Genomic DNA, 23,532 nt, shown 5'->3' on the forward strand with positions numbered 1-23,532 from the left:
CATGACATCCCGCACGCGTACCCTCGACCGATACGACCAAAAGCGCGACTTCTCAATCACGCCCGAGCCGTCCGGTCGCGCCAGGCGCACCCGAAGCGAGGCACGCGCCCTAACCTTCGTTATCCAGAAACACTGGGCTCGACGCCTTCACTACGATTTCCGGCTAGAGCTTGACGGCGTATTGCTCAGTTGGGCAGTACCCAAGGGGCCCAGCTTCGACCCCGCGGAGAAGCGCATCGCGATCCATGTCGAGGACCACCCACTGGATTACGCGACGTTCGAGGGTGACATTCCTCGCGGCCAATATGGCGCCGGCTCGGTCATCGTCTGGGACCGCGGAACGTGGCAGCCAGTCGGCGATCCGCACCAAGGTCTCGTGGACGGCAAGCTCCTTTTCGACTTGCATGGCCGCAAGCTGGCTGGGCGGTGGGAACTGGTGCGCATCGCGAAGCCCGGCGACAAATCCGAGCAATGGATCCTGTTCAAGAAACGCGACGCCTGGGCGCGCCCCTTATCGGATTTCGACGTACTGACCGCCATGCCCGATAGCGTGTCGGCGGAGCCAGATCTCGCCTCCCTCACGCTGTTAGCGAATGGCGACACGAGCAACAGCGTCCAGAACGCACCGCGTTCCGGGCTTCCTGCCCAGCTCGCGCCGCAGCTTGCAACGCTTTCGCCCACCGTACCGGTCGGGCCTGAATGGATCATCGAGACAAAGTTCGACGGCTATCGTCTTTTGGCCCGCATACAGCATGGGGTAGTGAGACTTTTCACGCGAAACGGTCACGATTGGACCAGCAAGTTCCGGACGCTCGCGCGGGATCTGTCGACGCTGCATATCGAGGAGGCGTGGCTGGACGGCGAAATAGTGGTGCTACGAAACGACCTGCCTGACTTCAACGCCCTCCAGAACGCGATCAACGCGAACCGCAACGACGAGATCGTCTATTTCCTGTTCGACATTCCATACTGGAACGGCCGCGACCTTCGGCAGCTGCGCCTAGACGCCCGACGGGCACACCTTGCGACGATTCTTGCTGAGTGCCCCAGTAGGCTACGGTTCAGCGATGCTTTCGATGCGCCCGCGCCGCAAATGTTCAAGGCTGCCTGCGAACTGCAACTTGAGGGACTAATGTTCAAGCGCGCCGACGCGCCATACGTATCTGCCCGCACACCCACCTGGCTCAAGGCTAAGTGCAAGCTCCGGCAGGAGTTCGTCGTGGGGGGCTACTCCGAAAGGTCAGGCGGGGGCGACGAAGTGGGCAAGCTTTACCTGGGCGTGTACGACGGCAGGGAGCTTCGCTACGTCGGTGGAGTTGGTACTGGATGGGACGGCGCGACTGCAGCAGAGCTGCGTCGGAGTCTGGAAAAGTCTGTGGTACCGGACATGCCGTTCGACATTTACACGAAAGCCAAGCGCTGGGGCCGTGGCGGCGATGGCCCGGTCCACTGGGTAAAGCCAAAGATGGTGGTGGAGGTCGAATTCTCCGAGTGGACTCCCGAGGGTCACGTCCGTCACGCGTCCTTCAAGGGTGTTCGCAAGGACAAGCCACCGATGCAGATCCGCCGCGAGGCCATTCAGACCGCGGTGGCGCCGCAGGGTGTGACTTCGGTGAAGGTCACAAGTCCCGGCCGTGTCATTGACGAAAGCAGCGGGATCACGAAGCTCGAGCTGGTGCGCTACTACGAGAGCATTTCGGAAAGAATGCTGCCGCACTTGAAGGACCGCCCACTTTCACTGGTGCGCGCGCCTGAAGGCATCGGAAAACCACAGTTTTTCCAGAAGCACGCAGAGACCGCTATTCCCGGACTGACGGAGCTGCCGGCGTCCTTGTGGCCCGGCCACGGCTCGCTGCTCGCTGCGAACTCCCCGGAAGCGATTGTCGCAGCCGCGCAGATGAACGTGATCGAATTCCACACCTGGAACTCCGTTGCACGTCGCATCGATACCCCTGACCGCTTCATTCTCGACCTAGACCCGGGCGAAGGGGTCTCCTGGCTCACGATGCAGGAAGCCGCGCTGCTCGTTAAGACGCTGCTCGACGAGCTGGGCCTGCGTTCCTGGCTGAAGACCAGCGGTGGCAAAGGCCTGCATGTGGTCGTCCCTTTGACGGGGCGGCAGAACTACGAAACGGTGAAGGATTTCTCTCGCGCCATCGTGCTGCACATCGCGTCTGTTCTACCGGAGCGCTTTAGCTCGAAATCGGGGCCGGCCAACCGCAAGGGCAAGATCTTCGTCGACTACTTGCGGAATGGCCATGCTCAGACGACGGCCGCTGCGTTCTCCGCACGGGCTAGGCCCGGCATGGGCGTATCGATACCTATACCGTGGGAAGGGCTGCAAGACATCAAAAGCGGAGCCAACTGGAATATTCGCAACGCCCGTGAGTATCTGAGCTTCGAGCGCGAGGACCCTTGGCGAGACTTTTGGTCGACAAGACAATCGGTGGCGAGAGGTATCAAGCTGTTGCGCTGAGGGCGCGTCGCATTCTGAGGCGGCTTCCCCTCGGCGGTCCTTTCTGCTGGCAGCCTACTTCTGCCGTGCCGCCGAGACTCTGCGGCGCATCGCGGTCTGAAACGAGACCGGTACACCGGGGTAGATGGTGACAGCCCAATCCCACGCCGCACTTGCCTCGGTGAAGCGCTGACTTCTGCCAGCAGTGCCGTCCGCGAACAGCGGCGTGGCGTGCCAGTTCTCTCTAATTGGAAGCACGGACACACGGCGAACTTGCTTGACATGATCCATTGTTAATGCTCCACCCGTTGCTGGTGATTGCCACGACGAAGAAGACGCCGGGTGTTTAATCGTCGACAGCAATGGAATCAAAAGCAAACTGGACGCGATACCGGACCAGCTCAAGATTTTTCACGGCCTCCGCCGCGTAGCGAACCGGCTCCGGAAAGTCGCCGGCGATGAGCATCCCGCGAGGCGGCTTCTTGTCTTGGCGAGCGTACCAGCCAAGGTAGCGGGCGATCTGCCCCACCGCGGCGTCTTTGGCATCCCCCACCTTTAATTCGATGACGACGCGGCGGCCGTTTGCATCTTCCGCAAGGATGTCCACGCGGCCGACATCGATCACAACTTGCCGCTCCACGAATCGCAATCCCTTCTCGAGCGTGCCAAGATTGCGAATCAAATGTTCTTCCACATCCCGCTCGAAGCTTATAGAAGCCTCGATGCGCTGTTCGATCGCATCGACGGTTTCGACTTCCTGTTCGATCAACGGGTCTTCACCAACCGGTGCCCACACGTTGGGACCGTGCTTGCTCTCGTCGTAGATAAAGAAGCGCCCATCGTCGGCGCGATAGAGAAACTTCTCTGCCGACTTGTGATGCAGATATGCCCTCGGCTGATTCACGGCGCAGCCATAGAGATGCGCGGTTAGCGTGCCGGGTGTCCATTTGTCCGGGTATGCAGCGTTGATATGGTCGCGAATCTCGCGCGACGTGACACCGGTGGGCGAGGATTCAACGAAGTGGCGGACAGCACCTGCCATGGTGGTCATGGGAATTCCTGATTCGTTCGAAGTTGTCAGAAGGGTGATCAAAATCTAAGAGCCGCACGGCACCTAATGGTGTCATCGGCTCGAGCCGCGAATTGTTAAGGCGGCCGCACTCGGGCTTACCGAGACGTGTCCAGTCAGTCTCTTCTATCAAAAGAGGTGGAAATACTGTATGGATATACAGTACACTTATCCGGACGGAGACCATCATGCTAACCGTCGAACCCGAAGCAATCCACCCTGCACTTTGGCGAGCCGCTCAGTTGGCTCGCAGTTCCGTACGCACAGTGCCTGCCGGCGACAAATCCCTGTCGTTGGAACTGCCCGGTGGCGGCTGGCCGATCGGAACGCTGGTCGAAATGCTGGTCCAGCAGCCGGGCATCGGAGAACTGAGTCTGCTGCGCCCTGCTCTGCTGGCTAGCGTCACGCGGCCGATCGCGCTCGTGATGCCGCCTCATACTCCGCAAGCACACGCGCTCGCGAACTGGGGCATCGCGCCAGAGCGTCTGATGTGGATTCGCGCGCAGCGCACTGCCGATGTGTTGTGGGCGACTGAGCAGCTGCTTCGCGCCGGAACCTGTAGCGCCGTTCTTCTCTGGCAGCAGCACGTCCGCAACGACGCGCTGCGCCGACTCAACCTCGCAGCGCAGTCCGGTGAAACGTTCTTCTGCATGGTGCGGCCGCTAGCCTGCGCCCGCGATGCTTCACCTGCCCCACTACGTGTCGCCGTTGCTCCCGCTGCCGGTGGCGTCGAGCTCACCTTCATCAAACGCCGCGGCCCGCAACGAGACGAGCCGCTTTTCGTCCCCCTGACACCGTCGCCGATCCTGCTTCATCGCCATGCCGTACCTGTGGATCTGCCTGCGCCTGCCCCGCTTGTCCCTCGAAGTGTTCCGGCCGAGCTGGTCCACTGAGCTGGCCGTCGCGGTCATGGAAAAAGAGCGCGTCTACGCTGCCACTTCCCTCGCTGCTTCCGCTGGCGTGCGGATGAACATGCGGCGCGGTGGCGTGCAAACGGTTGCGCCCCACACCCTGATGCTTGATCGGGCACCAGAAAAAGAAGCGGAGGCGCTTCGGCGTGTTGCGATCGCCTTGCTGCAGTTCTCCCCGAACTTGATTGAGGCGGAGGAGGAATCGGTTCTGGTCGAGGTATCGACGAGTCTGCGCCTGTTCGGCGGTGTTCGGCGACTGCGATCGCGTATTCGCGATACCGCGCACACCATGGGATTCTCGGCGGACATCGGCTGCGCACCGACGGCACAAGCCGCCTGGCTGCATGCGCGGGCGGGCGGCGGCACATCGCTGAAGATTGATCGCTTCGCGCGGAGGATGGACAAGCTGCCTGTCGGATTGCTTCCTCCGGCCCGCCCCATCGCAGAATGGCTCGACGGGCTCGGCTGTCGCACGCTCGCGCAGCTGCGGCGGCTGCCCCGAGCTGGCCTGCAGCGCCGATGCGGCAAAGCTCTCAACGAAACGCTCGACCGCGCCCTCGGCGAAGCCGCCGAGGTGTTCGACTGGCTGGAAGCGCCACCGACCTTCACCGCACGGGTGGAATTACCCGACCGGATCGAGCACGCAGACACCATCCTCGCCTATGGTCAAAGTCTGATTGCCCAACTGATCGGGTGGCTGGTGTCACAGCACCTTGCGGTCACCCGTCTGCAGTTCGAGCTCGAGCACGAGCGAGGACGAGAGGCGATCGCGCCGACGGTCATGGATGTTTCGCTCGCAGAACCGAGCTGGAGCGATGGGCACCTCGTCCGTCTGTTGCGCGAGCGACTAGGTCGGCTGGAGCTCGTTGCACCGACGATCGCTGTCCGACTCACGGTGACGGATGTGCAGCCACTGGCTCCCCCCAGCGAATCGCTTTTTCCCGAGCCCGGCGGCAATCCCGAGGATCATGCCCGCGTCATGGAACTGCTGACGGCGCGCCTGGGCGCAGACAATATCCTTCGCCCGGAGCCGGTACCGGATTATCGGCCAGAGGTCGCCAACAGCTGGGTGCCGGCAGTTGGCAAGCCCCCGCGGCCAACGGCGTTGCCGCCCCTGCCCCGCCCTACGTGGCTGCTGGACAAGCCCATCGCTCTGCTCATGCGTGACCACCGACCGTTCTACGGCTCGCCGCTGCGCATCGTGTCGCCGCCCGAGCGCATCGAGGCAGGCTGGTGGGACGGGCAATTGCAGACCCGCGATTACTACGTTGCGGAAGGCCGCGACCATAGCTTCTACTGGATCTATCAGGAGCGCATGGGCAGCCGCGAGGGCGACGAGTCGCGATGGTATCTGCACGGCCTCTTTGGATGAGCCATGTCGAGCCCACTCGCCGGCGGCGTACTGCCCGAATATGCCGAGCTTCATTGCCTCTCGAACTTTACGTTCCTGGAGGGCGCGTCCCGCGCCGAAGAACTCGTGGAGCGCGCGGCCGCACTCGGCTATAGCGCGATCGCCATCACAGATGAGTGCTCCCTCGCGGGTATTGTCCGCGCGCACACGGAAGCGAAGGCCCACGGACTGAAACTCGTCGTCGGCGCCTCCTTCCGTCTGGTCAACGCGGATGGCTCCCCTGCCCTTTCCATCGTCATACTGGCCCGCAACCGTGAGGGCTATGGCAACCTCTGCGAGCTCATCACGCTTGCCAGAATGCGCGCGTCGAAAGGCGCGTACTGGCTGACGCCTCGCGATCTGGAAGCCCCTGACGAGCCATACGCCCATCTTCGTGGGATGCCCGACTGCCTCGTGCTGTTTGTGCCCGAGTACGCCGCCCCAGCCGAAATGATCGCCGCGCAGGCGGCGTGGGTGTCCCGCACGTTCTCCGGGCGCGCGTGGATGGCATTGACGCTGCACTATCGGCCCTACGACGATCTGCATCGCGCAGCCGTCGAGCAGGCAGCGGCGGCGAACCATCTGCGCCTCGTCGCCGCTGGCCATGTGGCCATGCACGTCCGGTCACGCAAGCCTCTGCAGGACGTCATGACTGCAATCCGGCTTGGCAAGCCGGTACCGGCATGCGGCTATGAGCTCTCGCCGAACGCTGAACGACATCTGCGATCGCGTCTTCGTTTGGCCAACATTTACCCGCACCGGCTCCTGACCGAGTCGCTCCATATTGCGAATCTCTGCCAGTTCTCCCTGGACGAGCTGCGCTACGAATACCCGGAGGAAGTCGTGCCGGACGGAGTATCGCCGGCGGACTATCTACGCAGTGAAACCTACATCGGCGCGCACCGGCGCTTCCCAAAAGGCATCCCGCACAATGTGCAGGCGCAGATCGAGCATGAGCTCGCGCTCGTGCGCGACATGGACTACGAGCGGTATTTCCTGACCGTGTACGACCTGGTACGCTTCGCCCGCTCCAACGGGATTCTGTGTCAGGGCCGCGGCTCGGCCGCAAACTCGGCGGTGTGCTATTGCCTGGGCATCACCGAAGTGGATCCGGCGCGGGGCAATCTGCTGTTCGAGCGGTTCATCTCGAAAGAGCGTGGCGAGCCGCCCGACATCGACGTGGACTTTGAACACCAGCGACGCGAAGAGGTCATCCAGTATCTCTACTCGAAGTACGGCCGCGACCGGGCCGCGTTGGCCGCCGCGGTATCGACATACCGGCCACGTGGTGCGCTGCGCGAGTCAGGCAAGGCGCTCGGCGTCGATCCCGCGATCGTGGACATGGTGGCCAAGGCGCATCACTGGTTCGATAGCAAGGCGGATCTGCTGAAACGGTTTGAAGAGAGCGGCGTCGACACAGAGAGCGAACTCACACAGCGCTGGGCAAGCATGGCCACGCAGCTGCTCGGCTTCCCGCGCCACTTGTCGCAGCACAGCGGCGGATTCGTCATTGCCCGGGGCAAGCTGTCACGGCTCGTCCCCATCGAGAATGCCGCGATGCCAGACCGCAGCGTCATCCAGTGGGACAAGGACGACCTGGATGCCGTGGGACTACTGAAGGTCGACGTGCTTGCCCTCGGCATGCTCTCTGCGATCCATCGGGCCCTCGACCTTGTGTCCGAGCAACGCGGCGAGGTGTTCGAGTTGCAGGACATCCCGGCCGAAGATCCGGAGACCTACGAAATGCTGTGCCGCGCCGATAGCGTAGGCGTATTTCAGGTCGAATCCCGCGCGCAGATGTCGATGCTTCCGCGCCTGCGCCCGCAAACCTTCTACGATCTCGTCATCGAGGTCGCGATCGTGCGCCCCGGCCCGGTACAGGGCGGCATGGTGCATCCCTACCTGCGGCGCCGGCAGGGCAAGGAACCGGTAAGCTATCCCAGTCCGGAAATGGAGGTGGCCCTGTCTCGGACGCTTGGCGTGCCGATCTTTCAGGAGCAGGTCATGCAGGTAGCGATGCTCGCGGCCGGCTTCTCTGCCGGCGAAGCTGACCAGTTACGCCGTGCGATGGCCGCGTGGAAGCGCAAGGGCGGGCTGGAGCGATACTACGATCGCATTGTCAGCGGGATGCTCGAGCGCGGCTACGAGCGGGAGTTCGCCGAATCGATCTTCCAGCAGATCCAGGGCTTCGGCGAGTATGGATTTCCCGAGAGCCATGCCGCGAGTTTCGCCCTTCTTGTCTATGCCAGTGCCTGGCTCAAATGCCACGAGCCTGCCGCGTTCCTCTGCGCCTTGCTCAACAGCCAGCCGATGGGGTTTTACAGCCCGTCGCAGCTGGTGCAGGATGCCAAGCGCCATGGCGTCACCGTGCTGCCGGCAGACGTCGCTGTAAGTGGCTGGGATTCTTCGCTGGAGTCAAACGAAACAGGACCTCGCGTGCGCCTCGGGCTGTCGTTGGTGCGCGGCATGCGGGAAGAATCCGCGCGTCGCATCGAGACATGCCGCGCGGTGCGCAACTTCGACAGCGTCACCGATCTGGCGCGTCGAGCCGAGCTGGACCGCCACGACATGCAGGTACTCGCCGCCAGCGACGCACTGCGCACCCTCTCTGGGAATCGGCGTCAGGCATTGTGGGAAGCGTCGGCAGCCGTACCAGACAAAGATCTGCTCAAGGTCGCCGACTTGGCGGAGGAATCTCCCGCTTTGGTACCGCCGACCGAAGGCGAGACCATTCTCGGCGACTACCGATCTATGGGACTCACGCTGCAACGGCATCCCCTCGCGCTACTGCGCCGCCAGCTGGCCAGTAGACGGTTCGAGACCGCTGCGACGCTTGCTAGCTACGCCGATCGGCAACTCGCACGCGGCGCCGGCATTGTGACGGTTCGGCAACGGCCCGGTACCGCCAAAGGCGTGTTGTTCCTGACAATCGAAGACGAGACCGGCAACGTGAACGTCATCGTGTGGCCGTCAGTCCTCGAAAAGTTTAGGAAGCAGATTCTCAACGCCTCTCTGCTGGGCGTCTACGGCCAATGGCAAGCCGATGGGGATGTCCGGCATCTGGTGGCGCAATACGCCGTCGACCTTTCTCCCATGCTCGGTGCGCTGGATACCCGCAGCCGCAATTTCTGCTGAAGCGGCGAATCAATACCCATGCGCCTTGATAGGATGGCGCACAACGGAGACCCACATGTGTGTGAACTACGCCCCCGTCCAAAGGCAGATCCTTCGCGATATCTTCGGGGTCGAGCCGCCGCCGGGCGAGTGGCGATCCGAAGCCTGGCCTGACTATCCAGCACCCATCATCCGCCGGGCCAATGACTCGGATGCGTGGGAGAGCGTGCTGGCGTCCTTCAGCATGGTGCCAAAGAAGGCGATCCCATCAGGCACTCGCTATTTCCCGACCGCCAATGCGAGAGTGGAGACGATCGGCCAGCTACGCTCGTTCGCGTCGCACTGGCGTGCGTGTCAATTCGCCCTCATTCCAGCAACTGCGTTCTTCGAGCCCAACTGGGAGACTGGCAAAGCGGTTCGGTGGAAGATTAGTGTTCCTGGCGGTGAACCATTCGCTATTGCCGGGCTCTGGCGCAAGTGGCCCGATGGCGCGGTGTCGTTCACGATGCCAACGCTCAATGCCGATAGCCACCCGTTGCTTCGCCGATTCCATAAGCCAGGAAGCGAGAAGCGCGCCGTGGTTGTATTGCCTAAAGGCGATTGGGATGAATGGCTGCATTGCAGAGACCCAGAGGTAGCTAGGACGCTCCTGCGACTCATGCCCTCCGACCTGCTAGTTGCACAGCCCGCCCCAATTCCACCCAAATCAGCTATCGCGCCACCATCTGGTCGCGAAACAGACAATTCGAAAACCGGCACATGAACGAAGACAAAGGGAACGGGTGATTCGTCGCGCCTTACTAGGACTTTGAGAATCTGCATGCCGCGTCGGTTGAGGCCAAGTATGGCGAAGGCAGCTATACCAAGCCTGACGTCCGCTTCAAGGCGCAAGACACGCTCGTCGACGTACAAGCGCTCGTAGAGCTTTGCTCATCTTTCGGTACCGATGCGATCAACCGCGCAACTCGAGTGGGACGATTGGCTGACCTGCCGCGATCCGGAGTAGGCGCGTACCTTCCTTCGCCTCTATCCTGCCGATGCCAAGGCGGCGGAGACTGCGCCGGTACCCACTCGGAAGAAAGCCGTCGACGCCTAGAGCGTGGGCCACTCGATTTTCTCTTGGGGTCCAGTCTCGTCCTCCCAGGAGATCTTCACCTGGAATTTCCGTTCCGCGAGCCCTAGGTGGGCAGTTGCAATCAGGTCCACCGCGCACTGCGGTTCCAGCCGCTCCAGCGGGAAGGTGCTGCGCACCTGTGACTCGACCAGAATGCTATTGCCGTCCACGAACTCGATGCGCACGTTCCTGGCAGCGGCCCGGCCCCGGTTGAAGACCTTGAAGCGCCTTTCGTTGGCACCGCGCATGGCAAACGCAGTGCTGACGTCAGCCTTTTTCTCTGCCGCTGCTTCCGCCTCCTCTCTGGCCAGCAGGCGCTCGTTCAGCATCTTCTGGCTCTGATTGACGGCCTTCTGCCGATGGTTGAAGAGCACCGACGCGCCGGTACCGACAACGGAAACGATCAGCGCCGCGGCTGCGATGAAGTCGCTCTCAGTCATTTCAGCTTGAACCCCGACCCCTTGAAGATATTGGCGATCTCTTTCTTGATGTCAGCCACTACCTCTGCCTTCACTTCATCAACATGGGCTTGTATGTGAGCACCGTTCTCACTGACAAGGTTCTCGCGGGAAATCTCGCGTCCGCAACGCGTGCACTTCAGCAGCTCCGGAACTGGCGCGTTCTCAACGTTAGCGAAGTCAGTGCCGCCACATGTGGGGCACTGCAGTTGGACTGTCCTGTCGTATTTTCCCTCTTGCAACATTTCTGATCCCTCTGTGGTGTAGTTCGTCGGCCTGCACGGCACTACAACCATACCAGAAGGTCCGTGGCAGACACTTGCTCGACAGCGACCTGACCGCGTTGCTTCTGCTTTATGGTCGCCTCGTCAGATCCACCTGCCTAGATCAAAACCAGTGCGGCTCGTCAAGTGCCCTCTTTTTCACTTGGTAGCCAGCTGGGCGACCTGCTCTATATGGTATTGCATAGTTTTTTCCGCTCAAACCATATAGAAAGTGACGTTTTTCCTTGCACCGCTACCATCTAGCCCCTAGAATCGGCTCAAGCTGCATTTTGTGACGTTTCATACTAGGAGGGTTGCCTATGACCGCAACTGAGGTAGAAATCGATCCCTATCCCTATACGGACTTTGCGAGCCTGACATACCCGCCTCAGTTTGCTGCCGAAGCACTAGGGGTTAGCCCACAAACACTCAAGATCATCGAGCGCGACAACGACCTGAAGATTTCTCGGGTGCCCCGGGGGTCGGTCGAAGTCCGCAATTATTCGCTGAACGATATCTTTCAGATCGCCCGAATCCGGCGAGAGAGCAAGCACATCAAGGGCTTCGCGCGGCCCATCACCATTTCGGTCTTCGTCCCGAAGGGCGGTACCGCGAAAACCACCACCACTTGCAACCTGGCCATTCAGTTTTCCCTGATGGGTTTGAAGGTGCTGGTGATCGACAATGATCAGCAAGCTGACGTGTCGACCATGATGGGCTATGACCCTGACCTCACGGCTGAAGAACTCATTGACATGGGTATCCCTGGCGATAGGTCCATCAATGGGCACATCGGCAACCTGATGCGCGTTGGCAACTTCTACCAACCGATGTCCCTTGAAGAGGTGGTCAAGAAGCCCTTTGGTGAGCACGGCCCGCACCTAATCCCCGCGGAAGACTCGTTGGACGATATGGACTCTGCTCTGCGCAGCGCCAATGGCTCGGACTTCCGCTATTCGCTGTTCTTCGAGCAGGCTCGCACTGGCACCCTGCCCCACTGCAACTTGTCTAGCTATGACGTGATCATCATGGACAACGCGCCGGCGGGTTCGCTGCTCTCCCGAAACTCGATGGTGGCTGCGGACTTCTTGATCTGCCCGATTCGCATGGACAAGTTCTCATTCCGGGCACTCTCCCGTCTGGCATTCCGGCTGGGTGAGTTCGCCAAGGATTTCAAGCGTGCGCCGGAGATTGTCGCGATCCCCACAATGTACGTTCGCAACCGGCCGCGTGTTGAGCGGAACATGGCCAGCCTCATCAGCCTGTTTCCCGGTAAGGTCACTGAGAGCCGCTTGTACCATTCGGAGGACTATTCCAAGAGCCTCGAGGACGGCGTTCCGCTGTCGCTCTGGCGCCCCGGCACTGAAAATTCGCTCGGGGCAATGCGGGAAGTCTTCGAGGAGTTGGTCGCGCGCATCCGCGCAGTTACGGAGGTCGCTAAATGAAACAATCCCGACGCCTCGGCCACGATGCAGCGCGGCCGCCAGCCGCTGAGGCCCAGCCTCAGCACATCCAGGGGGTTGTTGTACCCGCGGAGATGCCATCGGCCAATCTGAATCGGCCGATGGCAGAGATTCTGCGCGAACAGGGAATCTTGGACGAAGATCCCCTTGCCCCCCCTTCCCCGCTGCAGAGCAAGCCGGCACCATCCGCTGCACCCGCTCCGGGTCCTTCGCCTCAGACGCCCCCCCTCTCCGGGGGTGCCGTGGGCGTAACCACCCCCCAGAAGGCTCTGCACATCCCCATCGGATCTCAGCAGATGCTGCCGATGGACAAGATTGATGTCGGCCCACATCAGCCTCGGCTAGTCTTTGATCAAGACGCCCTAGCTTCGCTGACAAGCACCATTGATCTCGTTGGGCTGAACAATCCGATTACCGTCCGACGCAAGGAAGGCGGTCGTTTTGAGCTCATTGCCGGCGAGCGTCGTTTCAGGGCTTTCCAACTGAAGCACGAGTCATATATTCCGGGCTTTGTCCGTGACCTTAGCGAGAAGGAAGCCGCGATCCTCGCAATGACAGACAACGATGCCCGGGAAGACCTGTCTGATTTCGAACGCGCCCTGGGTTATCAGCGGCTACTGAAGTTGGGGCATTGCCTCAACCAAATGGACATCTCCCGGTGCGTCGGTCGAAGCATGGCCACCGTCAGTCGGTGCTTGGCTTACTTCAAGTTGCCGCAGGTAGTGATCGACATGCTCACGCAAAACCCACGGCTGATTGGCACAAAGGTTGTGGCCGATTTCGTCGCGTTCCATGAACAGGGATGCACTGAACTGGTGACCGCGGCCGTTGTTAAGATAGAAAAGGGCTTGTCCCAAGAGAACGCCCTGAACTGGCTGAAGGCCGAGGCCCGGAAGCTCAAGAACCCGGCGGCTGTCGTGATACCACGCCGCCTGCAGATGTCCGGGAAACCAGTCGCTGACGCCAAGATCGACGGGCGTAACCTCATTCTGAAGTGTCCGAAAGACGTCAATCCGGAGCTGCTACTTCGCACGATCGAGAAGTTCCTCTCCGAAGCTGCTGCGGATGACCTTGAAGAGGCGGCATAGCCTGGCTCGATTTCACCGTGAAAAGCCCGCGCATGCGGGCTTTTTTTTGCTCTCGACTAACTCCGCAGGGTGACTAGAGCACGAGTGCATTTCCGAAATCCTGGGCTAGAACGGACTAAGACTATCCCGAGCGCCCAGGGGAAAGCGCAGCGGTGAACTCACGGTAACACGCCGTGGGATTCGCGAGACTTTTCACCGTGAAAACTGGCTGGTGCGGGTATCCATTCGTGCCGCTCGCTCCACCGAGCGCTTTTCACGGTGAAATCTGCCGCGACGGTGCCGCGAGCGGAAGCCTCAAACACAGTAACGAGGAGCCTCAGAACACTGGTTGAACCCGGATTTCCGACTAATACTTCGCCGGGTGAACAGCCTCGTCCTCGAGGGCCAGTCGTCCATTGGAGCGGATTTCACGGTGAAAACCATCGCTGTGAATTGCGCCTCAGCGTCTGAAACCATCGCCAACCTTCGGTGCGAACAGTGTTGTTTTCACGGTGAAAAGTCAAAAGGCAACAGAGCAAACATGTCCCCGTGGCCAGGGAAGCATTTCAGGAACGGCGAATTGATTGCAGCGGATTCTTCGGAGCGTTCCCGCAAGCAGGTCAAAGCGACCCCGAAAACTCCTACCGTTTCAGACGAAACCGTTCATAGCACTGAGTCGCGCAGCAATCGAACTCCAGCGCCCACTTTGAGCACGCCATCGCTCTGCACGCAGCTCACTTCACAATAGTTACACATTGCGTCACTCTGGCGACACTGCGTTTTCACGGTGAAATCGACGGCTTCATTATTTTTCACGGTGAAAACGCTCGGGCTCGCGCAACGGGCATACATCCAACGTATTGCTACGTGTTGTGTAGTGATTATGCAATTGCAAGGCGCAGCGCGGTTCGCGAATGCCGGGAGTAACTTCTCGCTCGCTACTCCGACCACCTTAGCCTAGTCGGTCAAGCGTGATCCGCTCGAGATTAGATGTCGGCCTGCCAAGGTTGCACTTAACAAGGACACCAAGAGTGAACACCTGGCATATCGAGAAAGAGGCGGGAGGTTTCGGGCCTCGCGTAGGGAAGCACTAGCAAGCTCGACGAACTAACTGCGCGCACTCTGGCGGCGGTCTTTCGCATGCGTGAGGAGGGGAGGTCAGGCAGCGTTCTGTTCCTCTGCCTGTCGCTTCACGTACTGGGCCAGTTCGACCTTCAATGCCTTACGCGCCATAATTGCCGCCTCATCCGGCCTAGCCTTTACCTTCTGCCGCCGCGCAGCCATTTGGAACGTCGTCTCCTTGTACAGTCCATCAAGGACCGCAAGTCGCTCCTCGTCCGTCATCGAGGCGAAGATAGCCAGACCCTGTTCAATGTCGCGCTCAAGATTGCGCTGAAACTCGATCTCAGCGACTGAAACCATTGGCTTACTCCGGACCGCTTCGGTTGGGCTACCTAACGCCGCCTCGCGCTCCATTTCGCTAAGTGCCCAGCCCTCTTTGATTGCGGTCATGAGGTAGGCACCGGGCGACTTCACGCCTCCAACTTTGACCCGATACCTCACCAGCTCAATCGCCGCACGGATTCGCTCATCCGTGTTCACTTCGCGATTGCTGATGATCTCATTGATCTGCCTGGTGCTCAGCCCAAAGCCCTTCACGAGAGTCTCATACAGATCCTTCAGCTCATGTGGTTGCGCAAAATCCAAAACGAGCTTGCCCTCTGCGTTGTCCCTAAGCTTGAATCGAATCGCTGCGACGCGTCGCGAGCCCTGCGCGGTCTTCGTTTCGTACTCAACGTAGAGATCGGTCAGTTCATTGATTTGGGCAATGTTCTTATCCAGGACCAACCGCTTGAACTGCTTGTACTCGGTGAGTGATTTGACAGCGTCAGCATTGACCCACTTCCTGACGTCTTCGATCGGAAGCCAATTCGTAGTACCCATGAATCGAAGAGCGCCCAAACGCTCATACAGGATGTACGCGTAGTGGCTGAGTGCTGCAGACATGCGCAAGGATAGATAGGTATAGCGCTTCGGATCTTTGAGCTGTCGACGGATCATCTCGTCGACCTTGAACACAACGCGCCCGCCTGCGATCCCTACGGAACCAAGAAGCGGCACTGACACCCATTGCGGGTCGCCGCCGCCATCGCGCTCAACCGAGACTTGAACCGATGAGCTCTGGCACTCGCGCAGGGCCTTCTTTAGGTGCGCGACGTTGTTCGATGTTTCGAACTTAGCAAGCCATTTGAAATAGCCGAGCTCGATATCGTAATGCTCAAGATCCGGGTTCTCCGACACCGTGAGCCACAACGCGTTGATGGCCCGCCTTGCCACGAGGGACATAGGGGTGACGTCAATCAGAACATTGGTTTTGCGGTACCCAATGTCGCGCGTGGATTCCGTTATTGCGGTATTAGGCCCGAGCTCCTCGCGGACAGCGTTGAAGATATCGAAACCCAGCTGCTCCTGGATGTTTTTTGGGAGGTTAGACATGGCAGAGTGCGCCCAATGCACTAAGAGACTGGCGTAATATCTCCGTAATGGTGTAACGAGTCAAGTATACGATTGCACCTTTGCGGAACACCGTTGCCACGAGGCACCAATCAATGACACCGCCGGACCAACTGATGCCACCATAACTGAGTGCCTCTCCCCGGAAACGTATATTGGGCGCGGCTTTCTGGGATATGCGCACATCAGGCCAACGGTTAACACCTTCCACCAATTCATTGCACCTTGGCACCAATGAATTGCACCATACGGAGCCAATTTCTTACACCTTTGCGGCCCAATGCGGTACACCAATCCCCCAACAGATATCACCTTGGCACCAACAGTTAACACTTTGCTGCTCGTAAGTCATTGAATTATTTGGGTAAAACGAGGCCCGTATACGTGGGTTGTTTACGTAAACAAAGCTGCTAGCTCTCCGCAGAAAAATGCGGAACGTCAGAACCACCGATACTTATCCACAGCCATCGGCACTTGCGACTTTGTCACCCCGACCCATATCGCAGTACCGTGTAATCAGTTGGGCCGCATAGGGTCCCGCACACGGAGATGCATCAACTCGACGCAAACGTTCCTCCATGATCTCGTGGCGCAATGCATTGGCCCGCAAAGCCCAGCGGAACGGTGCCATTGGTTGGCCCGCAATTCGCCGATCGCTTACCGCCCTTGTACAACGCACTGGTCTGCAAGTTGGCTAGGCGCATGGTGCAGTTGATTGGTCCGCAGAAGATATCTCACGCGATGGTGTAGTCGATTGGTCCGCAACGCGACCTTCTATGGTGCAACGAATTGGTCCGCAAGACGCCAGAACCTAGCAGCGCAGTTCGTTAGTCCGCAGAAACGCTAGTGCGTCCCCGACTATCGCTCAGGCAATATGGTGTAACTGATTGGTCCGCAACCGCGCGAACGCCGGCTATGGTGCGGTGGATTGGTCCGCAACCATGTCGAATCAACGCCGTTAGCAGCTCTGCCTAGGGTCAAATGCGAAAAGGTGGCAGGTGTTGGTCCGCAAAATGTGACGAAAAATATGCACTCGCCTCGAAAGGTGCAATGAATTGGTCCGCAAAGCTTGGCCACAAGTTTTCCGTACCTCTTACAGCACCTGCCCTCCGCAAAGGTGCAATGAGTTGGCCCGCAATTCTTCACAGCGGGTGGCAGCGGGCAGGGCTCTGACAAAAACAAAAGAGATGCAGCGATAGGAAGCACTCACTAAATCTCCGCAATTGCGCTACGGTCCACCAAACCGATGCACCTTGCCCGCGAGAGCACGTTTGCGGCCCAAAACGCATCACCCTAGGTAGTGCTTCATGGCGCACCTCCGCAAACTTTTGCGGGTCTGCGGGCCAAATGGTTACACCTTTCATCGCAGCCACGAGGCTTGGACAGCCCCGAGCATCAGTGCGGGGGGGGAAGGCGAGTTCGGGATCGGATCTTCGCTTGCCTACCGACTGAACGAGGGGGCGAAACACGTTTCTCGAACGTGCTATGCGCATTGCACCAACCGCCTTGTTCGGCAGCGTTCCTGCGGGTCTTACTGGCCGAAGCACTGCGCAATAGGTAATGCGCCCTGGGCAGTGCTCAATACCCAATGCGCAATGCGCATTGGGTATTCACCTATGAACGCGTCTTCGTTTTCACTGTGAAAAGTGAAGCTACCACGGTATGCCGGCCGCGGAACTGTAATCAGTGATACACGTTGTTGTCAGCCATATCGAAGTACCAGGGCAACCCGCAAGTTTGCCTCGGACAGCCAACCTTAGAGCTCCCAGGAGAACCTCATGTCAATCGCATTGATCCTCAAAGCCGGCGAAGGCTCCATCTTCCCGAACCACGCAAAGACGTCCGACAAGGACCCGCTGTTCCTTGGGTGGATGGAGTTTCCCCTCGACGAACAGAAGAAAAACTCCCTCCGCCTCGATGTCGCTGTCTGGCGGAAAAGTAACGGCGGCAAAGACTTCTACTCGCTGTCCATCGGCGGTATTCCTGCCACCCTCTTCAAGGAAGAGAAGCAGGACAGGCCGGAAAGCTGCCCTGACTACGCCGGCAGCTTTGGCTTCGGCCGAGAGATGCGAATCGCCGGCTGGCGCAAGAAAACGAAGGAGGGCGACAACCCTTACATCAGCATCTCGGTAGTCGAGAAGAAGGCCGCCGCGAACAGTGAACCTGCGCAAGCGCCGGCAGCCGCCAAGGAGCAAAAGGCTCCCCCCAGGCAACCGGCCCCGTCGCAAGAAGCAACCGGACACCCTGGATTTGACTTCATCTAACCGCAACATGCCCCACGACATTTCGTGGGGCTTTTTTTTTCCCCTTTTCCACGGATCGAACGAAGCAGCCCATACCTATAATCGCGCGTTCACCATTTGAGGGCGGGCCAGAGGTCCGAGAGCGGACAGTGGAGGAGAAGAGACCATCACAAGGCAGGTACGGCCGATCGGCGCGACGCCTTGCCATTGCTACAGGCGTCCTGTCGAGCCTATTGATTACGAGCATCTCCGTCCACGAAGTGATCGACTTCAGGCGGCGGGAATACGCTGAAGCACGAGAGAGCCTGGCCGTCTTTTCATCCGCCCTGACCCGACAGGCGGCAGAAATCCTGCGGAGCCAAAAAACAGTAGTTAGGCAGGTGGCTCGTACGTTGAATGGCGACAGCAATGCTTCCAACGTCCACGAGCGCATTGCAATCGCAAGGGCCACAACGGCGAACACCTGCGTTGCCCGACTCTTCCTATACACCTTGACTGGTGCACTTGAGCTCGATACCTCAGGCACTCCCGAGCCACAAGCTCCTCTCGGGCCGAGCAAAGAGCTCCTGACTCAAGCAGTCAGCTACATCGTCGATGGACCAGTTCCGGGTCTGCCGTACCAAATCTCAATCTCTGAAGGCCTACTTGGCGGCAACGGCCAATACCGCTGGCTCGCAACATCCTGGATTGACTTCGACCCCTTCGCGCAGACAGTGGCCGCGATCACACGCGATACCGGTTACCAAGTCGCACTTGCCACTGAAGACGGTCGCATCCTCTATCGCTTTCCAGAGTCCGCTCGCTTTGATTCCCAGGAGATTCGCCAAGGAGCGTTCGATGCATGGGGCAAAGCCGCGAGCCACGCTCCGAGTCGCGAGCTTCCCGCCGGCGCAGGCGTTGAGAGCGTCATAACACGGATCGAGGGCGCACCGCTTGCTTTACAGATCGCATTGCCGACGCAGACAGTGGACACGGCCTGGCGGCGCCGCGCATCGTACCTCGCTGTACTTTCAACAGCCGGCATGGGCCTGATCTGGCTTATCATTGCGACAATCCTCCGCCAGGTTAAGCAAACAGAACGTGTCGCCGAGTCCGCGGAACGCGGCGAAGCCATGTTCGTCGACGTCTTGTCGCGGCTACGTGATGCCGTCATTGCTACCGACACAAAGGGCACGATTCGCTTTGCGAACTCGAATGCCTTTATTGCTCTAGCTGCCACCTCAAAGCATCAATTGATTGGCCAGCAGATTCAGACCTTGCTCCCTCCTGAGGTATGGAAGGGCTCGCCTTTAGGCACGGGCGGAAATCCACGCCAAGAGGCATCACACGAGTGGGCGGGCTCCTTGCCAACCCTTGCAGGATCTTCGTTCGATGCCGAAGTCCGCATCTGCGGCAACGGCCTCCACGGAACCGATGGTCTCGTAATTACAATTCATGACGCCAGCGAGAGAAAGGCCTTCGAGGCTCGAGTTGTTGAGGCGGCTACCATCGATCCGGTCACGAACGTCTCAAACATGCACGCGTTTCGCGACAGACTTGATCGACTATTCTTGTCCGAGAGCGATCGCGACCAATTCCACGCCGTTTTGGCGGTGCAGCTCTCCGCTCCTCAAGGTGCACCGCTTGATGACTCGATTTGCGCATTGGCGGCAGATCGATTGACCACGAGCATTCGCGATTCCGACTCAGTCGCTTCGGAGGGCGGCGGTCGCTTCTTTGTACTGGCAAGAAATGTGTCCGAGCCGATTGACGTTGCGATCATTGCACGTCGGATAGCTGCATGCTATGAAGCGCCGCTTACGCCAGGCGGAGAGACGCTGCGGCTTCGCGCACGGACAGGCATCGCGCTGTTCCCCGTCGATGCGGAAACCAGTGACGCCTTGGTCGCTTCGGCTAAGAAGGCCGCGGCAACAGCAAACGCCGAGCATTTTGTCTATGCGAATGAAGCTTGTTCACGGCAACTCGAAAGTTTGCGCGAGCAAGCCGATGCCCTGAGAACGTCGTTCGGCGCCGACAACTTGAAGCTGAACTACGCCCCGATGGTCTGTCTGAAGAGTAACGTCATCGTCGGCGCTATCGTAACGCCACTGGTCAGCAGCAATGGGCGGTACATCCCACTCGCTCGTCAGAGCGCCATACTTGAAGAGACGCGCATCTCTGCCCTGGCCGACGGGTGCGTGCTGAGATCGTTGCTCGCAGATCTTCGCGCCTGCCAAGCTATTCCCGCCCCACGCTTGCTGATCGTGCCTGTCCACCGCGATAGCTTCACGAGGCCCGGATTTCTCAACACATTGCGAGAAGCGGTCGACGCTCTTCCGACGAAATGGGCGCTCGGCGTCAGCATTCTGGAACCCGTTGAATCAGAACACTGGACACAGGCCACGGTAGCGATCAGTGATCTCGCGACGTTCGGCGTCCAGGTGTTCCTATCTGACTATGGCAACGGCTTAGCGTCATTGTCGCGCCTCATTGCTTCCGGAGTACAAGGCGCAATCCTCGACCGATCCCAAGCGCCGTTTATGGCTGGGCAGGACGATGCCTTCGCCTTCGTTACCGCCGCCACGGCCGTTGCGGCTAATCTCGGCATCAAGCTCGTGGCCACGGGCGTCAAGGACGCTGAAGTCGCTTCGATGCTAGCAAAAATGGGAGTGTCGTACGCCTGCGGTCCCCTTTATGGGACCAGCTACACGGCACCAGTCCTACCCGAACCTGCGATTCGAGAGTCACAAACGACGAATGCGCGTTAGAATTCATAACACGTACTTGTAATATCCTTCGCAAACTTTCACCCTCGAATCGACATGCCCAGTGTTTCCATGACAGAACGACACGGTCGAAGCAAAAAGGCCACCACGCGGGTCTTCTTGCCGCTCGTCTATGTTGGCGCCGTCATCGGCACACTAGTGACTGGCCTCGTAGCGTACGAGATCAACGACAGTCGAACGCAGGCGCTGAATGATGCGTCCAGGGATCTAACTGTCCTTTCGTCTGCTTCTGCAGCACAGCTAAAGAGCTATCTGGACTCGATAGGTGAAGTGCTATCGGCGGCGGGCTTGGCGAGTCAATCACTGCTGACGGCGGGCCCTGGAGGCGCGGACAACGCGCTCAGTCAAGTTCGTGCAGCCGCAGTCGGCACCGCAATCGAAGGTATCGTGGTTGTTGGGAAGGCCGGCGTCCCTGTGCTGCATACGTACGACGATCCGGTTCCGGCCTCATTTCTGCCAGGTCAACTCGCCGTGCAGAAGCTTGAGTATCAGAGCACTGCGGGCACAGAGATCGTTGGCCCGATACTGTCAGACTCGGGCGACCGGGTTAAGGTGTATGCGGTAAAGCGAATCAACGACCAAACAGGCGCGTTTCTCGGGGCTGTACTGACACCCCTTGATATTTCCTCGATCGCACTTGTTGGCAAGGAGGCTCTTCGCAAAGATGGTGTGACCGTCGCGGTGCTGGGAGCCGAGAGGGGAAACCTAGTTGCGCGCCTACCAGATCCCGGCGTCCTCCGTTACTTGAAACAGTACACGGAGACGGAGATCAGTCCGCAGATGGCGGGCAAGCACTCGGGGGTGGCAGTTGGCGCGAGCGCTGTTGACGGTGTCCGACGGCTGATGGCATTCGAGCGTGTCAAGGACTACCCACTTTTGGTCGTTACCTCGATGGACGAGCAAGTCGTCAATAGCGAATGGCACGCTGATGCGAAGCGAATCATAGGTATCGGTTACGCTTCACTAAGCGTGATTGCACTACTCCTGGTTGTAATGCATCGCCAGCTGAGACAGCTCATGCACCGGACAGAAGCGGTAACCGAAAGTGAGCAGCGCTTCGACCGCGTTGTTCAGCGTCTTACCGATGGCCTCTATGTACGCGACAAGGCAGGGAAGCTTCTCGTGGCCAATCGGCAGTTCGCGACGTTCTTCGGCGCGTCTGACGAAAGGGCGCTGGTCGGTGCCGACCTGGCGACAATCAACCCCCAAGCTACTTCAAAGTCCATCGCACGCCTCAATGATCAGGTGTTCTCGTCGCGTGGGAAACCCTACATCCTTGAGTTGGAGACGGAAACCCATGATGGGCGAATGGTGCCGATGGAGTACACGCTGAGTGCCGTAGAGATTGGTGGCGTCGACTACATACTTGGCCAGATGCGCGACATCACTGCACGGCGCCAGTACGAGAGCCGACTGGTAAAGCAAGCGACGTTTGACGAGATCACCGGTTTGCCGAATCGCCGGCTGTACATGGATCGACTCTCGAATGCCCTGCACCGTGCGAAGCGCGATGGTCGGAACGTGGCCGTAATGTTCGTTGACCTCGACCATTTCAAGAGAGTGAACGACACGCTGGGCCACCGCACCGGCGACCAGCTCCTCGTTGCCGCGGCCGAGCGGCTTACGTCCCTTGTGCGCGATGGCGATACGATTGCCCGCTTCGGGGGCGATGAGTTCGTTGTTTTGCTTGCAGAGGTCACCTCACCGCTGGAATGTCGTTTGCTCGCTGAGCGCATCGTCGAGGAGTTCCGGACGCCGTTCGAGCTGGCAGGCCGGCGGGTCTCTGTTACAGCGTCGGTTGGTGTAGCCGTAGCTCCGGGGGATGGAGCCGAGCCAGATCTGCTGCTGCAGCACGCTGATACCGCAATGTACGAGGCGAAATCTGGCGGCAGGAGCGGTTTCCGGTTCTTCAACAATGAGATGAACGTACGCGTTCACGAGATGCTGCAGATTGACGGTGAAATTCGATGCGCACTGGAGCGCAATGAGATGCGCGTCTTGTACCAGCCGATCGTTGATCCTATTGCCCGCAAAGTTGTTAAGGCAGAGGCTCTTGCGCGATGGGAGTCCACGCGTCTCGGGTCCGTGTCTCCCGACAAATTCATTCCTGCGGCCGAAGAGAACGGCACGATCGCGCAAATCGGTGATTGGGTCTTGTCCGAGGCTTGCAGGACTGCCGCCTTATGGGCCAGGGACTTGCCTGAGCCGATCGCCGTCAGCGTGAACGTCAGCGCAAAGCAGTTCAACGATCCGAGATTTGTCGACAGCGTCTTCTCGGCACTTGATGAATCCGGGCTTCCAGCTCATCTGTTGGAGTTGGAGCTCACGGAACGTATTCTGATCTCAGACGATGAGACCGCATTCGAAACGATCGCTGCGCTGCGAGAGATGGGTGTCGGCCTGTCGCTGGACGATTTTGGCACTGGCTACTCGTCACTGAGTTACTTGACCAGATTCCCTCTGAACACTATCAAGATCGATCGAGCGTTCGTCAGTGGCCTGGCGGAAGATTCGCAGACTCAGAACCTGACAAAGGCGATCATCGCTCTGGCAAAGAGCCTGGACCTTCAGCTAGTTGCCGAGGGCGTCGAGACGGCCGACCAAGCAAGAGTTCTGATCGCCTACGGGTGTGATCTCCAGCAAGGTTATCTCTATGGGCGACCGGCAGAGCCGTCGGCAATCCTGAATCCGAGTTGGGGGTAAGTT

At 59.4% G+C, this 23,532-nt stretch carries 14 protein-coding genes; 10 read left to right on the plus strand and 4 right to left on the minus strand.

The window, feature by feature from the left end; genetic code table 11:
- Position 1: 1 nt before the first annotated feature.
- Positions 2-2,476 carry a DNA ligase D gene (gene ligD, locus FFS21_RS13615; RefSeq protein WP_137925346.1) on the plus strand — a complete coding sequence of 825 codons (2,475 nt, stop codon included), beginning with the start codon at positions 2-4 and terminating at the stop codon, positions 2,474-2,476.
- A gap of 325 nt (positions 2,477-2,801) precedes the next feature.
- Here ligD and FFS21_RS13620 read toward each other — a convergent pair whose 3' ends face one another.
- On the minus strand, positions 2,802-3,506 hold the full coding sequence (locus FFS21_RS13620) for an endonuclease NucS domain-containing protein (RefSeq protein ID WP_137925347.1): 705 nt from the start codon (positions 3,504-3,506) through the stop codon (positions 2,802-2,804).
- 206 nt (positions 3,507-3,712) lie between these two features.
- Between FFS21_RS13620 and imuA the strand changes: the two genes are divergently transcribed.
- Genes imuA through FFS21_RS13640 form a run of 4 tightly spaced genes read left to right on the plus strand, consistent with a single transcriptional unit; the run spans position 3,713 to position 9,702 of the window.
- Positions 3,713-4,417 (plus strand): translesion DNA synthesis-associated protein ImuA, encoded by a 705-nt coding sequence (gene imuA / locus FFS21_RS13625; RefSeq protein WP_137925348.1) that lies wholly within the window; start codon positions 3,713-3,715, stop codon positions 4,415-4,417.
- On the plus strand, positions 4,344-5,807 hold the full coding sequence (locus FFS21_RS13630; RefSeq protein WP_137925349.1) for a Y-family DNA polymerase: 1,464 nt from the start codon (positions 4,344-4,346) through the stop codon (positions 5,805-5,807). The genes imuA and FFS21_RS13630 overlap by 74 nt, the downstream gene beginning before the upstream one ends.
- Positions 5,808-5,810: 3 nt before the next feature.
- On the plus strand, positions 5,811-8,960 hold the full coding sequence (locus FFS21_RS13635; RefSeq protein WP_137925350.1) for an error-prone DNA polymerase: 3,150 nt from the start codon (positions 5,811-5,813) through the stop codon (positions 8,958-8,960).
- A gap of 55 nt (positions 8,961-9,015) precedes the next feature.
- Positions 9,016-9,702: an SOS response-associated peptidase gene (locus FFS21_RS13640; RefSeq protein ID WP_137925351.1), complete on the plus strand. Its 687-nt coding sequence runs from the start codon at positions 9,016-9,018 to the stop codon at positions 9,700-9,702.
- 329 nt (positions 9,703-10,031) lie between these two features.
- Here the strand turns inward: FFS21_RS13640 and FFS21_RS13645 are convergent, their stop codons facing one another.
- Entirely contained in the window at positions 10,032-10,493 is a 462-nt protein-coding gene (locus FFS21_RS13645; protein ID WP_137925352.1) for a DUF8453 domain-containing protein, read from the minus strand.
- Complete coding sequence (locus FFS21_RS13650) at positions 10,490-10,807, minus strand: ECs_2282 family putative zinc-binding protein (protein ID WP_225934790.1); 318 nt, start codon at positions 10,805-10,807, stop codon at positions 10,490-10,492. Before FFS21_RS13650 ends, FFS21_RS13645 begins: the two co-directional genes overlap by 4 nt.
- A 287-nt stretch (positions 10,808-11,094) precedes the next feature.
- On the opposite strand from FFS21_RS13650, the gene FFS21_RS13655 reads away from it, so the two are divergent.
- Positions 11,095-12,219 carry an AAA family ATPase gene (locus tag FFS21_RS13655; RefSeq protein WP_137925353.1) on the plus strand — a complete coding sequence of 375 codons (1,125 nt, stop codon included), beginning with the start codon at positions 11,095-11,097 and terminating at the stop codon, positions 12,217-12,219.
- A gap of 314 nt (positions 12,220-12,533) precedes the next feature.
- On the plus strand, positions 12,534-13,325 hold the full coding sequence (locus FFS21_RS13660) for a ParB/RepB/Spo0J family partition protein (RefSeq protein ID WP_225934791.1): 792 nt from the start codon (positions 12,534-12,536) through the stop codon (positions 13,323-13,325).
- Positions 13,326-14,462: 1,137 nt separating this feature from the next.
- On the opposite strand, the gene FFS21_RS13665 is transcribed toward FFS21_RS13660, so the two are convergent.
- A complete protein-coding gene (locus FFS21_RS13665) occupies positions 14,463-15,800 on the minus strand; it encodes a replication initiation protein (protein ID WP_137925355.1) in 1,338 nt (445 codons plus the stop codon).
- A gap of 1,796 nt (positions 15,801-17,596) precedes the next feature.
- Here FFS21_RS13665 and FFS21_RS13670 point away from each other — a divergent pair.
- From FFS21_RS13670 to FFS21_RS13680, 3 genes are all read left to right on the plus strand, one after another.
- The gene (locus FFS21_RS13670; RefSeq protein WP_137925356.1) at positions 17,597-18,082 is read left to right on the plus strand and encodes a hypothetical protein; all 486 of its coding nucleotides are present in this window, start codon (positions 17,597-17,599) and stop codon (positions 18,080-18,082) included.
- Between the two features lie 212 nt (positions 18,083-18,294).
- Positions 18,295-20,808: an EAL domain-containing protein gene (locus FFS21_RS13675; RefSeq protein WP_249359369.1), complete on the plus strand. Its 2,514-nt coding sequence runs from the start codon at positions 18,295-18,297 to the stop codon at positions 20,806-20,808.
- A 69-nt stretch (positions 20,809-20,877) separates the two neighbouring features.
- Positions 20,878-23,529 carry a bifunctional diguanylate cyclase/phosphodiesterase gene (locus FFS21_RS13680; protein WP_137925357.1) on the plus strand — a complete coding sequence of 884 codons (2,652 nt, stop codon included), beginning with the start codon at positions 20,878-20,880 and terminating at the stop codon, positions 23,527-23,529.
- Positions 23,530-23,532: the final 3 nt, after the last annotated feature.

This window comes from Cupriavidus sp. 2SB, assembly GCF_005503625.1.
Lineage (GTDB): Bacteria > Pseudomonadota > Gammaproteobacteria > Burkholderiales > Burkholderiaceae > Cupriavidus.

Bases quoted from the DNA above. Each gene is read 5' to 3' on its own strand.
- ligD (WP_137925346.1), top strand. From the start codon at position 2: ATGACATCCCGCACGCGTACCCTCGACCGATACGACCAAAAGCGCGAC.
- FFS21_RS13620 (WP_137925347.1), bottom strand. From the start codon at position 3,506: ATGACCACCATGGCAGGTGCTGTCCGCCACTTCGTTGAATCCTCGCCC.
- imuA (WP_137925348.1), top strand. From the start codon at position 3,713: ATGCTAACCGTCGAACCCGAAGCAATCCACCCTGCACTTTGGCGAGCC.
- FFS21_RS13630 (WP_137925349.1), top strand. From the start codon at position 4,344: ATGCCGTACCTGTGGATCTGCCTGCGCCTGCCCCGCTTGTCCCTCGAA.
- FFS21_RS13635 (WP_137925350.1), top strand. From the start codon at position 5,811: ATGTCGAGCCCACTCGCCGGCGGCGTACTGCCCGAATATGCCGAGCTT.
- FFS21_RS13640 (WP_137925351.1), top strand. From the start codon at position 9,016: ATGTGTGTGAACTACGCCCCCGTCCAAAGGCAGATCCTTCGCGATATC.
- FFS21_RS13645 (WP_137925352.1), bottom strand. From the start codon at position 10,493: ATGACTGAGAGCGACTTCATCGCAGCCGCGGCGCTGATCGTTTCCGTT.
- FFS21_RS13650 (WP_225934790.1), bottom strand. From the start codon at position 10,807: ATGGTTGTAGTGCCGTGCAGGCCGACGAACTACACCACAGAGGGATCA.
- FFS21_RS13655 (WP_137925353.1), top strand. From the start codon at position 11,095: ATGACCGCAACTGAGGTAGAAATCGATCCCTATCCCTATACGGACTTT.
- FFS21_RS13660 (WP_225934791.1), top strand. From the start codon at position 12,534: ATGCTGCCGATGGACAAGATTGATGTCGGCCCACATCAGCCTCGGCTA.
- FFS21_RS13665 (WP_137925355.1), bottom strand. From the start codon at position 15,800: ATGTCTAACCTCCCAAAAAACATCCAGGAGCAGCTGGGTTTCGATATC.
- FFS21_RS13670 (WP_137925356.1), top strand. From the start codon at position 17,597: ATGTCAATCGCATTGATCCTCAAAGCCGGCGAAGGCTCCATCTTCCCG.
- FFS21_RS13680 (WP_137925357.1), top strand. From the start codon at position 20,878: ATGACAGAACGACACGGTCGAAGCAAAAAGGCCACCACGCGGGTCTTC.